At 69.2% G+C, this 12,077-nt stretch carries 16 protein-coding genes, 1 tRNA gene and 1 riboswitch; of the genes, 9 read left to right on the forward strand and 8 right to left on the reverse strand.

Annotation, left to right across the window (positions count from 1 at the left end; genetic code table 11):
- The first annotated feature begins 562 nt into the window (after window positions 1-562).
- The 4 genes from ABGB18_RS22830 (at window position 563) to ABGB18_RS22845 (ending at window position 3,592) form a co-directional block, all read left to right on the forward strand.
- Entirely contained in the window at window positions 563-964 is a 402-nt protein-coding gene (locus ABGB18_RS22830) for a hypothetical protein (RefSeq protein ID WP_347697595.1), read from the forward strand.
- Window positions 965-1,014: 50 nt separating this feature from the next.
- Window positions 1,015-2,418, forward strand: coding sequence for a DDE-type integrase/transposase/recombinase (locus ABGB18_RS22835; protein ID WP_347697596.1), 1,404 nt, complete (start codon window positions 1,015-1,017; stop codon window positions 2,416-2,418).
- A gap of 32 nt (window positions 2,419-2,450) precedes the next feature.
- A complete protein-coding gene (locus ABGB18_RS22840) occupies window positions 2,451-3,266 on the forward strand; it encodes an AAA family ATPase (protein WP_347697597.1) in 816 nt (271 codons plus the stop codon).
- Between the two features lie 131 nt (window positions 3,267-3,397).
- On the forward strand, window positions 3,398-3,592 hold the full coding sequence (locus ABGB18_RS22845; RefSeq protein WP_347697598.1) for a hypothetical protein: 195 nt from the start codon (window positions 3,398-3,400) through the stop codon (window positions 3,590-3,592).
- Between the two features lie 34 nt (window positions 3,593-3,626).
- Here ABGB18_RS22845 and ABGB18_RS22850 read toward each other — a convergent pair.
- Window positions 3,627-3,701, reverse strand: a tRNA-Arg gene (locus tag ABGB18_RS22850).
- A gap of 116 nt (window positions 3,702-3,817) precedes the next feature.
- On the opposite strand from ABGB18_RS22850, the gene ABGB18_RS22855 reads away from it, so the two are divergent.
- The 3 genes from ABGB18_RS22855 to ABGB18_RS22865 all read left to right on the forward strand — a co-directional run bounded on the left by ABGB18_RS22855 (window position 3,818) and on the right by ABGB18_RS22865 (window position 5,559).
- A complete protein-coding gene (locus tag ABGB18_RS22855; RefSeq protein ID WP_347697599.1) occupies window positions 3,818-4,204 on the forward strand; it encodes a response regulator in 387 nt (128 codons plus the stop codon).
- Window positions 4,205-4,288: 84 nt separating this feature from the next.
- Window positions 4,289-4,957: an AIM24 family protein gene (locus ABGB18_RS22860; RefSeq protein WP_347697600.1), complete on the forward strand. Its 669-nt coding sequence runs from the start codon at window positions 4,289-4,291 to the stop codon at window positions 4,955-4,957.
- Between the two features lie 110 nt (window positions 4,958-5,067).
- Entirely contained in the window at window positions 5,068-5,559 is a 492-nt protein-coding gene (locus ABGB18_RS22865) for a YbaK/prolyl-tRNA synthetase associated domain-containing protein (protein WP_347697601.1), read from the forward strand.
- Window positions 5,560-5,570: 11 nt separating this feature from the next.
- On the opposite strand, the gene ABGB18_RS22870 is transcribed toward ABGB18_RS22865, so the two are convergent.
- The 4 genes from ABGB18_RS22870 to ABGB18_RS22885 form a co-directional block, all read right to left on the reverse strand.
- Entirely contained in the window at window positions 5,571-6,050 is a 480-nt protein-coding gene (locus ABGB18_RS22870; protein ID WP_347697602.1) for a cellulose binding domain-containing protein, read from the reverse strand.
- Window positions 6,007-6,627 (reverse strand): GDSL-type esterase/lipase family protein, encoded by a 621-nt coding sequence (locus ABGB18_RS22875; RefSeq protein ID WP_347697603.1) that lies wholly within the window; start codon window positions 6,625-6,627, stop codon window positions 6,007-6,009. The genes ABGB18_RS22870 and ABGB18_RS22875 overlap by 44 nt, the downstream gene beginning before the upstream one ends.
- A 162-nt stretch (window positions 6,628-6,789) precedes the next feature.
- A complete protein-coding gene (locus tag ABGB18_RS22880) occupies window positions 6,790-7,620 on the reverse strand; it encodes a universal stress protein (protein ID WP_347697604.1) in 831 nt (276 codons plus the stop codon).
- An 11-nt stretch (window positions 7,621-7,631) separates the two neighbouring features.
- Window positions 7,632-7,979 carry a hypothetical protein gene (locus ABGB18_RS22885; protein ID WP_347697605.1) on the reverse strand — a complete coding sequence of 116 codons (348 nt, stop codon included), beginning with the start codon at window positions 7,977-7,979 and terminating at the stop codon, window positions 7,632-7,634.
- 160 nt (window positions 7,980-8,139) lie between these two features.
- A riboswitch (TPP riboswitch) is annotated at window positions 8,140-8,252 on the forward strand.
- Here ABGB18_RS22885 and thiC point away from each other — a divergent pair.
- Window positions 8,245-9,840 carry a phosphomethylpyrimidine synthase ThiC gene (gene thiC, locus ABGB18_RS22890; protein WP_347697606.1) on the forward strand — a complete coding sequence of 532 codons (1,596 nt, stop codon included), beginning with the start codon at window positions 8,245-8,247 and terminating at the stop codon, window positions 9,838-9,840. (Overlaps the previous riboswitch by 8 nt.)
- Before the next feature lie 30 nt (window positions 9,841-9,870).
- Here the strand turns inward: thiC and ABGB18_RS22895 are convergent, their stop codons facing one another.
- The 3 genes from ABGB18_RS22895 to ABGB18_RS22905 form a co-directional block, all read right to left on the reverse strand.
- Entirely contained in the window at window positions 9,871-10,173 is a 303-nt protein-coding gene (locus ABGB18_RS22895; RefSeq protein WP_347697607.1) for a hypothetical protein, read from the reverse strand.
- Window positions 10,170-10,604: a hypothetical protein gene (locus ABGB18_RS22900; RefSeq protein WP_347697608.1), complete on the reverse strand. Its 435-nt coding sequence runs from the start codon at window positions 10,602-10,604 to the stop codon at window positions 10,170-10,172. The genes ABGB18_RS22895 and ABGB18_RS22900 overlap by 4 nt, the downstream gene beginning before the upstream one ends.
- A gap of 62 nt (window positions 10,605-10,666) precedes the next feature.
- Entirely contained in the window at window positions 10,667-11,479 is an 813-nt protein-coding gene (locus ABGB18_RS22905; protein WP_347697609.1) for an SDR family NAD(P)-dependent oxidoreductase, read from the reverse strand.
- Window positions 11,480-11,595: 116 nt separating this feature from the next.
- On the opposite strand from ABGB18_RS22905, the gene ABGB18_RS22910 reads away from it, so the two are divergent.
- Window positions 11,596-12,069, forward strand: coding sequence for a hypothetical protein (locus ABGB18_RS22910; protein ID WP_347697610.1), 474 nt, complete (start codon window positions 11,596-11,598; stop codon window positions 12,067-12,069).
- The last annotated feature ends 8 nt before the right edge of the window (window positions 12,070-12,077 follow it).

Below are 12,077 nucleotides of genomic sequence, written 5' to 3' on the forward strand. Positions count from 1 at the left end.
CGCACCGCGCCACCCCTGCGTCCGTCTACGCCGCCTCCCCCAAGGCCCTGCCCGACGGCAGCCGCGACGCCGACACCCACGCCCGCGTACGCCACGACCGCATCGACCCCTCCGGCGTCGTCACCCTTGTAGGACGACACTCCGTTTGAGCACGTAGATGACGTACGGCGACATCGCCGATGTCCATGATCTTGAGTGTGGTTGTGAAGACCGTCGCTGTTGATGCCCGGCGACAACGTGAGCACGAAGATGGGGACCGGCTCTCCCCGGATGGACTTGGCCAGCCGCCGAGGAGAGCCGTCATGAGTGCACGAAGCGCACTGCGGTGCTCACCGTAGGCGGCTGCCCGGCCCTGGTCGAGTCTGAGCTGACATCCGGCGTGTTGGCCTGCCCCGGCTGTGGGGGCGAGTTGCGGCCGTGGAGTTTCGGCAGGCGGCGGGTGTTGCGGAGTCTGGCCTGCGGGGCGCGGGTGATCCTGCGTCCCCGACGGGCGCGCTGCCGCTCGTGTCGGGCGACGCACGTGTTGTTGTCGGCGAATGTGCTGCCGCGCCGGGGTGATGACGTGCTGGTGATCGGCCAGGCACTCGGGCGAGCGGCGGCGGGTGAGGGCTATGGGCGGATCGCCGCGGCGGTGAACCGGTCGGTGTGGACGGTGCGTGCCTGGGTGCGCCGGGCCCGCGGGCGGGCAGGGGTGCTGCGTTCGGCGATGGCCGAGTGGATTGTCGCGCTGGATCCCGATCCGCCCGCGCTCGCCGCGGCTCCGCCAGCGGCGGGCGTGTGGGGTGAGGCGGTGGTGGTGCTGGCCGCGATGCATCGGGCGCTGCTGGTCCGCTGGCCGCATCTGGTGGACAGGGTGTCGCTCTGGCAGGTGGCGGTGGTGACGACGAACGGGAGCCTGCTGGCCCCGGCGTTGACGGTCCGGGTGGTCAACACGAACATGCCTCTGGCAGCATTTGATCACTGATCGGACCCTTGAGGTGACTGTGTGTCGTCATCTCGAAGGGGGACGAAACGGTGACACCCGAAGAAGCCGCGGCGCGCCGGCAGGCCGAGCAGGCCCGCCAGCTCGCGCTGTTTCGATACCGGCTGATCCAGGACGTGGTCAGCCGGGAGTTGTCCACGCGCCAGCGCGGACGCCTGGTCCGGCAGATCGCCGCCCAGATGCACGACGGACCGGACGGCAAGCCCGTCCGCGTCTCACGCAAGAGCCTGGACCGGTGGATCCGCGCCTGGCAGCAAGGGGGGTTCGAGGCGCTCTTGCCGTCCATCCGGCAGGTCCAGGCGCGCAGCTGCGCCGAGGCTCTGGCGTTGGCGGTGGCGTTGAAGAAGGAGAACCCGCTGCGCACCGCCGTCCAAGTACGGCAGATCATGCTCCGCCACGGGGTGGCCGCCCCGTCGGAACGGACGCTGCAGCGGCATTTCGCCCGGCTGGAACTGACCGGTGCCCTGCCCGCCGATGCCATGGGCGGGAGCGTGTTCTCCCGGTTCGAAGCCACCCGACCGAACGAGATGTGGGTGGGTGACGCGCTGCACGGGCCGCGGATCGGCCCGGAGCGGCGCCGGGCCATCTTGTTCTGCTTCCTCGATGACCACTCCCGCGCGGTGATGGCCGCCCGCTTCGGCTTTGCCGAGGACGTGGTCCGCCTGGCCACCGCGCTGCGGCCCGCGCTGGCCTGCCGCGGTGTCCCGCAGGCGGTCTATCTGGACAACGGCAGCGCGTTCGTGGACTCCTGGCTGCTGCGGGCCTGCGCCTCGCTGGGCGTCAAACTCATCCACTCCACCCCGAACCGGCCCGAGGGCAGAGGCAAGATCGAACGCTTCTTCCGGACCGTCCGGGATCAGTTCCTGGTGGAGTTCGACGGAGCTCACCCGCGCCAGGTCGAGAGCCTGGCCGAGCTGAACCGGCTGTTCAACTCCTGGGTCGAGACCGTCTACCACCTGCGCGAGCATTCCGAGACCGGTATGCCACCGCTGACCAGATGGCGCGGCGGCCTGCCCGCGGCCCTGCCGCTGCCCTCGGCCGCCGCGCTGGCCGAGGCCTTCCTCTGGGAAGAACGCCGCACCGCGGACAAGACCGCGCTGATCAGCCTGCTCGGCAACTACTACCAAGTCGACCCGGTCCTGCGCCGCAAACGCGTCCAGGTGTTGTTCGACCCGTTCAACCTGGACGAGATCGAGATCCGCCACAACGGACGCAGCTACGGCACCAGCGGTGTCTTCCGCCGGGTGCGGCACGCCCACCCCAAGGCCCGCCCCGAGATCACCGGGCAGGCCCCGCCCGAGCCGACCGGGATCGACTACCTGGGCCTACTCGATGACGCCCGCACCCGGCACCTGCAGGGCAGCGTCAACTACACCGCCCTGCTCGCCACCACCGACCCCGATGCCCAGCCCGGCCACCACGCCGACATCGCCTGACCGACATCGCTTGACAAGGACCACGGATCACCATGCACGAAACGCTGATCAAACACTTCGCGCTCAAGGGCATGCCCTTCCGCCGCGACCTGGACCCCGCCGCCCTGCACCGCCACGACGACCACACCCAAGCCTGCGCCCGCCTCGCCTGGACCATCGCCGACAAAGCCATCGGCGTGCTCACCGGCGAGGTCGGCGTCGGCAAGACCGTCGCCATCCGCGCCGCCCTCGCCGGTCTCGACCCGACCCGGCACACCATCATCTACATCGCCAACCCCGCCGTCGGCACCCGCGGCATCTGCCACCACATCGTGGTCAGTCTCGGCGGAAAACCCCACCTCCACCGCGCGATCCTCATCCCGCAGGCCGCCGACGCCCTGGCCATCGAACAGGCCGAACGCGCCCGCACCCCCGTGGTCATCATCGACGAGGCGCACCTACTCGAACACGACCAACTCGAATCGATCCGCATGCTCACCAACCACGACCTGGATTCCCGCTCACCAGCCGCGATCCTGCTCGTCGGCCAGCCCACGCTCCGACGACAGATCAAACTCGGCGTGCTCACCGCCCTCGACCAGCGGATCAGCGTCCGCTGGCACATGACCGGCATGACCGAAGCCGAGACCGCCGGCTACATCACCCACCACCTGGCCCAGCAGGGCCGCTCCGAGCCGCTGTTCAGCGAGGACGCCGTCAGCCTCATCCACGAATCAGCCCGCGGACGACCCCGCAGTGTCAACAACCTGGCCACCGCAGCACTGGTGGCCACCTTCGCCGCGGGCAAGAAGATCGTGGACGAGTCCGCCGCCCGCGCCGCCGTCAGCGAGGTAATCGCGACAGAATGACCACCACACCGACACCCTGACCACGACGACCCTGTCCGGCAACCGCCTGGCGGGGTCTTCCATGTCGTCCATATAGACACCGCGAATGTCGTCTACATGGACAGATTCAGTGTCGTCCTACAACCCTGCGCGTGAACGGCCGGCTGCACCACCTGGGCATCGGCCGAACCCACGCCCGAACCCACGTCGTCCTGCTGGTCGATGATCTGCACGTTCGTGTCGTCAACGCCGTCACCGGGGAACTCCTGCGCGAGCTGACCATCGACCCCACCCGCGACTACCAACCCCAGGCAAACCCCAACACGACGAAACCCCCGAACCCGTAGGTTCGAGGGTTTCCGATGTCCTGAGACATCACAGTGGTGCCCCCTGCAGGATTCGAACCTGCGCACCCGGCTCCGGAGGCCGGTGCTCTATCCCCTGAGCTAAGGGGGCTCGACGAGTGACAAGGCTATCAGTATCTGGGGACTGCTCGGCACCGGGCGAAGTGCCTCGGACGCATCCTGCGAAAACCTCCCGTGACCGGCCCGCTACGGGTTAGCTTGGCGCCCGTGAGCGAGGTTCTTGGCAAAGTATTGGTTGTGGATGATGACGAGGTCATCCGGCAGTTGATCGCGGTCAACCTGAACCTGGAGGGGTTCGAGGTCGCGACCGCTACTGATGGGCAGGATTGTCTTGATCGGGTGCTCGACGTCATGCCGGACGTCATCACACTGGATGTGATGATGCCGTTCCTGGATGGGTGGGCGACGGCGGAGAAGTTGCGTACTGAGGAGGCGACCAGCCATATCAAGGTGGTGTTGATCACTGCTCGGGCGCAGGACGACGACAGGAGGCGGGGGCTGGGGATCGGGGTTGACGCCTATTTGACCAAGCCGTTTGATCCGGCCGAACTCATTCAGGTGGTGCGGGATCTGGCCGCTGATGGCCGGGGGTGAGGTTTTAGGGGAGGGGTAGGGGCGCGTGCCGGGGCAAGGTTCTTCGTACGCTGGCAGCATCGGCTTCTTCGAAGGGTTGGACACGTGCGCAGCTCGATTTTCGGCAACCTCGACGCCCGGCAACTGCCCCCCGGCTTCGCTCTGGAGAACGGCAAGATGCTGCGGGCGCAGCTACCTGGTGAGGTGCTGGCCAAGCAGGGGTCGATGGTCGCCTTCCAGGGGCAGATGGACTTCGACTACGAGGGGTCGGGGGGCCTCGGGAAGCTGTTCAAGAAGGCTGTGACGGGCGAGGGGGCCTCGCTCATGCGGGTGCGGGGTGAAGGGCTGCTCTACCTCGCCGACAATGCCGACGACATTCACCTGTTCTTCCTGGAGAACGAGGGGCTCACGATCAACGGGCGTAATCTGCTGGCGTTTCAGCCGCAGCTCACGTGGGACATCCAGCGGGTTCAGGGGGCCGGGGTCGCGGCCGGGGGGTTGTTCAACACCACCGTCACGGGGACGGGGTGGGTGGCGGTGACCACGCACGGGACGCCGGTGCTGCTCGATGTCGCCCGGATGCCCACCTATGCCGATGGGCAGTCCGCCGTCTGCTGGAGCGCGGGGTTGCAGGTGGGGATCAACCGGACGTTGAAGGCGGGGGCTTTGATCGGGCGGGGGAGCGGGGAGGCCATGCAGCTGGCGTTCCAGGGGCAAGGGTTTGTGCTGGTGCAGGCCAGTGAAGGTGCTCCTGTGGTGGCGGCTAGGAGCTGATTGGCTCAGGGTGGGTGGTGCTGGGTTCTCCTGTGCTTCCGTGGGTCCTTCCCCGCGCTTCCTCGGGTCTCGGTCGGTGGTGGCGTGGTGCCTTGGACGGGTGGGTTGGAGTGACTGGTGAGCCGAACGGGCTCTACGAGCGGCTGATCGCCGACCTGGACGGCGCGGGAGCGCGATACCGGTTGATCGACCATGCGCCTGAGGGGCGTACCGAGCTGGTCAGCGCGCTGCGCGGGCACGATGTCGCGCAGGCGGCCAAGTGCCTGGTGGTGATGGTCAAGATCGGCAAGAAGCAGACCAGGCACGTGCTGGCTGTCGTGCCCGGTGATGCTCGGCTCGATCTGCAGGCGGTCAAGGCGCTGCTGGACGGCACGTACGTGGCCTTCGCCGGCAAGGAGAAGGCCGAGGAACTGGCCGGGAGCATGAGCGGGACCGTGTTGCCGTTCAGCTATGACTCCCGGCTCGAACTGGTCGCTGATCCGTCGCTGCTGGAGCGGCCTGAGCTGTACTTCAATGCCGCCCGGCTCGATCGGTCGGTCGCGTTGGCCACCGTGGACTACGTGCGGCTGGCCGAGCCCAGGATGGCCGCGATCACTGGCTAGGGCGACCGCGCTTACGAGCACGTGGGGGTGGGGGCGGGGTTGGTGCCGTTCCAGGAGGCCAGGAAGCCGAACGTGGTCGACGCCCCAGGGGTCAGCAGGCCGTTCCAGCTCGCGTTCTGCACGGTCACCGCCGAGCCGCCGGCGCTCAGCGTGCCGCCCCAGATCTGGGTGATCTGCTGGCCGCCCGCGAACGTCCACCGCACCGTCCACGAGCTCCGCGGGGCGGTGCCGGTGTTCCTGACGGTGACCTCGCCCTGGAAGCCGCCCTGCCACTGCCCGGTGTTGCGGTAGGTGGCCGTGCACCCGCCGGGCGGCGGCGTGACGGTGGGTGTGATGGTGGGTGTGACGGTGGCTGTGGGGGTGGAGGTGCTGGAGAGGGCGCTCACCAGCGCCGGATACCACTTGTCGGACATCTTCTGGTCGCCGGCGGCGTTCGGGTGCACGCCGTCATAGGTGTCCGTGCTCGTGCTGAACCCCGTCCACTGGTCCACCACCGTGATCGGCGACCGCTGGGTGGAGGTGGTGGCGGCCCAGCTGGGGATGGCGTTGTTGAAGTTCACGGTACGTTGGGCGCAGTCGGGGCAGGTGGACGGGTTCATCGGGATGATCTTGGCGACCCAGGATCTTCATGTTGGGGTTGCTGGCCCGCATCTGGTTCACCAGCGTCGTGAACGCGCTCAGGATCGTCGCCGGTGCGATGTTGCTCCACACGTCGTTCGTGCCGAAGTGCATCAGGACGATGTCCGGCCTGGTCGCGGCGAGCCAGCCGGGTAACTGGTTCTGGTTGGCCACGTTGGTGGCCAGGAAGCCGCCGTGGCCCTCGTTGTCGCCGTCGTACGAGACCCCGCAGCCCTGCGGCGGGAGCGTGCCGACGAAGTCGATGTCGGTGTGGCCGGTGCTCTGTAACCTGTTCCAGAGCAGGGCCCGCCAGCAGCCGGGGGATCCGGTGATCGAGTCGCCCAGCGGCATGATCCTGATGGGCGCGGCGCCGGCCTGCGAAGTGGTCGCGATCAGCACCGCCGCGGCCAGAGCCAGCATCGCCGCCAGCACGGCGGTGGTCCTGCGCATCGTCTGCTCCCGTCGTCGCCTCGCCTCGCCGCGCCGTCGCACGGAGGGGCTCACGCGTCCTGGTCTTCGCGCGAATCGTAGGATCGCCTGGGGGCGGGGGAAAGGCAGGGCGCTGTTCGCAGGCTGGTGACCTGCGGGGACGGCGGGAGTGGCGTGTAACTTTCAGTGGATCACGGCGAGCGGGCAGGGTGCGTGGTGGAGCATGGCCTGGCTGATCGAGCCCATGAGCATCCCGGCGAGCTGGCCGTGCCCGCGCGACCCCACGACCAGCAGCTCGGCTCCCGCCGCCGCCTCCCTCAGCACCTCGACGGGGTGGCCGTGCACGACCTCCGCCACCGCGTCCACGCCGGGATGCGGCCCCCGGTGCCCGGCCAGCAGGTCCTGCAGGGCCCGCAGGTGCCTCTGCTCGCCGTCGCGGTCGGCCGGCTCGAAGCCGCCCGGATGCGGCCAGGCCCAGGACTGTACGGCACGCAGCCGCGCACCCCGCAGCTCCGCCTCGGTGAAGCCGAAGTCGAGCGCCCGCATGGATCCCGTGGAGCCGTCGACCCCGACCACCACCTCGGCCCGCGGCGCGGAGGGCCGCTCGTGGACCAGGACCACGTTCGTACGGGCGTGCGCGGCCACCCCGTAGGCGACCGAGCCGATCAACAGCCCGCGTACGCCGCCGATGCCGCGACTGCCCACGACCAGCAGTTCGGCCCCCTGGGCGGCCTTGATCAGGGCCGCGCGAGGGTCGCCGGGCAGTAGCTTGGTCTCCACGGTGATGCCCGGCCGCTCGCGCAGCGCCCGGTCCCTGGCGGAGACGAGCACCGACTCCGCGCCCTCGCGCATCCACCGGCCCACCTCGGCGTAGTATCCGGCGGTCTCCTCGCACACCCACTTCGGCACGGTGTGCGCCACGATCAGCGGCGCCTGGCGCAGCGCCGCCTCCGTGGCGGCCCAGCCGACGGCTTCCAGTCCGGTGCGCGAGCCGTCCGCCCCAGCGATGATCAAGGTTCAGCTCCTCAGCCGAAGGCGTAGCACTCGACCTCGGCGCGGCGGTATGACAGCCCTCTGCCTACGGCTTCCTGGGCGCACGTGCGTTGGGCCTTGCTGAGATATAGCGTGCCGCAGACGGTCACGCCGGAGTAGGTGCGGCAGTCGAGTGATTTGTCGGGTTGGCCGATGCGGTAGTCCGCCTTGACCGCCGCACGGCAGCGTGTCATTCCCATGCTGGAGTAGCGGCACTGAGCGATCAGGACGGCGTACTGCTCCTTGCTCACTTCATGCTGTTCGATCCCACCCCCGGAGGCGGCGGACACGTTGAACGTGGCCAACACCGCCAGGCCTGCGACCGCGGCGATATCTTTCATGTTCCCCCTGACGGGACCGTACCGCCCAGGGTGATCGTCAAACCTGAGCGCTCCCGGACCCGCTGCCCGGGCCGTCATCCGAGAAGGCTCGCGGCGCTAAATCCTGTTATTTCGTGAAATGCCCATGTTTCGGGCGCAGTGAGGGTTGGGTACGATCACCGCCGTCCAACGCGGGAGCCCGGTGCGGACCGGGCTGAGAGGACGGCTGACAGCCGCCGACCGCCAGAACCTGCTCCGGGTAATGCCGGCGAAGGGAGTTTGCGCGATGAGCAGCGCGCGCTTTTCCAAGATCTACACCGGTGACCTGCGTGTGCCGATGCGCCAGGTCCGCCTGTCCGACGGCTCTGCTGTGAGGCTGTACGACACTTCGGGCCCGTACACCGACCCTGACGTCGAGACCGACGTCAGGCGGGGCCTGCCGCGCCTGCGCGAGGGCTGGATCGCCGAGCGCCGGGCGGCGGGGCTGCCCGTCACGCAGGTCGCCTGTGCCAGGCGGGGGCTGGTCACCAAGGAGATGGAGTTCGTGGCGGTGCGCGAGGGGATCGCGGCTGAGTTCGTACGCCAGGAGGTCGCGGCCGGTCGGGCCATCATCCCGGCGAACGTCAACCACCCCGAGACCGAGCCGATGATCATCGGCCGGAACTTCCTGGTGAAGATCAACGCCAACATCGGCAACTCCGCCGTGACGTCCTCCATCGAGGAGGAGGTCGAGAAGATGACCTGGGCGACCAGGTGGGGCGCGGACACGATCATGGACCTGTCCACCGGACAGGACATCCACGAGACCCGCGAGTGGATCCTGCGCAACTCGCCGGTACCGGTCGGGACCGTGCCCATCTACCAGGCGCTGGAGAAGGTCAAGGGCCGGCCGGAGGAGTTGTCGTGGGAGGTGTACCGCGACACGCTGATCGAGCAGTGCGAGCAGGGCGTGGACTACGTGACGGTGCACGCCGGGGTGCGCCTGGCGTACGTGCCGCTCACCGCCCGCCGCAAGACCGGGATCGTCTCGCGCGGTGGCTCGATCATGGCCGCCTGGTGCCTGGCGCACCACCGCGAGAGCTTCCTGTACGAGAACTTCGACGAGATGTGCGAGATCCTGGCCCGCTACGACGTGTCGTTCTCGCTCGGCGACGGACTGCGGCCCGGGTCGATCGCGGACGCCAACGACGAGGCTCAGTTCGCCGAGCTGCGGACGCTCGGGGAGCTCACCCGGATCGCGCGCGCCCATGACGTGCAGGTGATGATCGAGGGTCCCGGTCATGTGCCCATGCACAAGATCAAAGAGAACGTGGACCTGCAGCGCGAGCTCTGCGACGACGCGCCGTTCTACACGCTCGGGCCGCTCGTGACGGACATCGCGCCGGGGTACGACCACATCACCTCGGGCATCGGGGCCGCCATGATCGGCTGGTACGGCACCGCCATGCTCTGTTACGTCACCCCCAAGGAGCACCTGGGCCTGCCGGACAAGGACGACGTCAAGACGGGTGTGATCACGTACAAGATCGCTGCCCACGCGGCGGACCTGGCCAAGGGGCACCCGGGGGCGCAGGCGCGGGACGACGCCCTGTCGGACGCGCGGTTCGAGTTCCGCTGGGAGGACCAGTTCGACCTGTCGCTGGATCCCGACACCGCCCGGTCCTTCCACGACGAGACCCTGCCGGCCGCGCCCGCCAAGACGGCGCACTTCTGCTCGATGTGCGGGCCCAAGTTCTGCTCGATGCGGATCAGCCACGACGTACGCAGGTACGCGGCCGAGCACGGGATGAGCGAGGAGGCGGCGCTGGAGGCGGGGCTGGCGGAGAAGGCCGAGGAGTTCACCCGCCGGGGCGCCTCGATCTATCTGCCTGTCGTGGACTAGCCGGTCGGCGTGCGCGGGGGCGCCTGCCGGTCAGCGCCCCCGCAGCACTTCGAGGATTCTGATGCTGCCCACCTCGCCGCCGTGCCAGAGACGGTATTCGGCCGACGGCCGGACGTAACGGACGGCGTCCGCGTACCAGAACTCCGCTTCGGCGTGGACGTCGTTGTCGTCGGGGCGCAGCGTGACCCGCTCCGGGATGTCGAGTTCGAACCCGAGCAGGCGCGGGCGGCCGTCCGGCTCGGTGTCTATCCAGGCCAGCAGGGAACGCGTGGGCAGCGGCATGGGCTGCCGCAGGCCGGGGGCCCGCAGGGAGACCTTGGCGCGCACGGTCATTTGATGATCCGTAGAAGTTTGATCGACCCCATGAACCGGGCCCGCAGGAAATACGCGGCTTCCTCCCTGCCCGGGGCGATCGACTCGGCCTTGGCCAGTTGGCGCGCGTCGATCTCGGCCTGCGTCACCACGTATTCGCCCCAGCCCCGCCGGAACCGGGCGGCGGAAACCGTTTCCGCGCCTTTGGGATTGCCGAGAAGTCCCGTCAGCGTCAGCGGCCGGCCCGGCGAGGAGGCGAGGATCTTCGGTCTGCGGTCGTTCCGCAGGCTCTCGGCCGGCACGTGGGCGTGCCCGGCCTCCGGATAGCTGCCGTAGATGATGGGCATGGCGGCCGTCGGGCCGCCTCCCGCCGTCGCGCCGCTCAATACGACGGCGGCGCCACTGCCGGCCAGCGCGGCTGACGCGGCGACCAGCACCCATTTACGCTTCATGGCCTTCTCCCGCCGTGGGGGTCCACAGGGGTGTACGGGCGGAGAAGGCTGTGGGGTTCGGATTACCCCGGATCCTGGAACGGCTCGGATTCCAGGGCGGCCACGAGGCGCGACATTCCGGCCAGCCATCTGTCCGGGTCGTCGGCCTTGCGGCGTACGAACTCGGTGACCTCGGGGTGCGGGAGGATGTGGAAACGTTCGGCGTCCAGGCCCTCGATGACCGTGTCCGCCACGTCCGAGGGGTCCAGGATGGTGCCCGAGGCGGCCACGGCCCGGGCGGTCAGGTGGCCCTCCTCAAGGCCGCGCTCCAGCATGGCCGTCCGCACGCCCTGCGGGCACAGGACGCTCACCTTGATGCCCTCGGGCCCGTAGTGCATGGCCAGCCACTCCGCGAAGGCGACGGCCGCCGTCTTCGTCACCGCGTAGGGCGCGTCGCCGGGGCAGCCGATCAGGCCGGCCGCGGAGCAGGTGTTGAGCAGGTAGCCGCCGCCGCGGGCGACCATGGACGGTATGACGGCGCGGGCGGCGTACACGTGGGCCAGCACGTTCACCCCGAACAGGGCGTTCCACTCCTGGTCGGGGGCGTCCAGGCCGTGGCCGCCGATGATGCCGGCGTTGGAGCAGAACAGGTCGACGGGGCCGAACCTGGCCTTCGCCACCTCGGCCACCTCGGCCACCTCGGTCTCCGAGGAGACGTCCGCCCGGACGGCCGTGGCGCGGTCGCCGATCTCCTCGGCCACCGCCCGCGCGCCGCCTTCGTCGAGGTCGGCGATCACGACTCCGGCGGCGCCCTCGGCGGCGAACCTGAGGGCCAGCGCCCGGCCGATCCCGCCGGCCGCCCCCGTCACGACCACGACTTTGTCTCGTACGCGCATGAGCGTTCCTCCCCGGCCGCTACCAGAACATGATTCTACGGGTGGGGGAGCTTCAGATGAGAGGTTTCTCATCTGCGCCTCAGCGTGGTCTCCTCGAAGGGCGTCAGGGTCTAGCCATGAAGCAGCGGGCAGTGGTGATCTTCCTGATCCTGGGCGTGGTGGTCGCGGGTTTCACCACGATGGAGTTGGTCCGGGCGTCCGACCAGGGCCTCCATCTGGGTGAGCCGATCGTGGTCACGCCGTCCTCCGGCGATCGTGGTCAGCGCACCCAGCCGGTGGGGGAGAGGAGGCCGATCGTCCCCGGCGAGGGCGAGGGCGAGGGCGAGGGCGAGGGCGAGGGTGAAGGCGAAGGCCGCTCGCCCGCGAGCAACGTGGAGCCCACGCCCGGCCGGAGTGCGGCGTCCACGCCGGGCGCGAGCGCCGAGCCCACGCCCGGGGGGAGTGCGGCGCCGAGTGCCGGGCACACGCCGCGCAAGAAGAAGGCCGAGCCGGTCAAACCGCCCTCGCCCAGGCCGGCAGGCGGCGATGATGACGACGATGACGATGACGACGGTGACGATGACGACGGCGCTGGGGACGACGATGACTGATGAGGAAG

The organism is Nonomuraea sp. B12E4 (assembly GCF_039871825.1).
GTDB lineage: Bacteria > Actinomycetota > Actinomycetes > Streptosporangiales > Streptosporangiaceae > Nonomuraea.

Excerpts from the sequence above, each read along its gene's own strand:
- ABGB18_RS22910 (WP_347697610.1), top strand. The coding sequence starts at position 11,596 with ATGAAGCAGCGGGCAGTGGTGATCTTCCTGATCCTGGGCGTGGTGGTC.
- thiC (WP_347697606.1), top strand. The coding sequence starts at position 8,245 with ATGAGCAGCGCGCGCTTTTCCAAGATCTACACCGGTGACCTGCGTGTG.
- ABGB18_RS22895 (WP_347697607.1), bottom strand. The coding sequence starts at position 10,173 with ATGACCGTGCGCGCCAAGGTCTCCCTGCGGGCCCCCGGCCTGCGGCAG.
- ABGB18_RS22840 (WP_347697597.1), top strand. The coding sequence starts at position 2,451 with ATGCACGAAACGCTGATCAAACACTTCGCGCTCAAGGGCATGCCCTTC.
- ABGB18_RS22900 (WP_347697608.1), bottom strand. The coding sequence starts at position 10,604 with ATGAAGCGTAAATGGGTGCTGGTCGCCGCGTCAGCCGCGCTGGCCGGC.
- ABGB18_RS22885 (WP_347697605.1), bottom strand. The coding sequence starts at position 7,979 with ATGAAAGATATCGCCGCGGTCGCAGGCCTGGCGGTGTTGGCCACGTTC.
- ABGB18_RS22905 (WP_347697609.1), bottom strand. The coding sequence starts at position 11,479 with ATGCGCGTACGAGACAAAGTCGTGGTCGTGACGGGGGCGGCCGGCGGG.
- ABGB18_RS22875 (WP_347697603.1), bottom strand. The coding sequence starts at position 6,627 with ATGCGCAGGACCACCGCCGTGCTGGCGGCGATGCTGGCTCTGGCCGCG.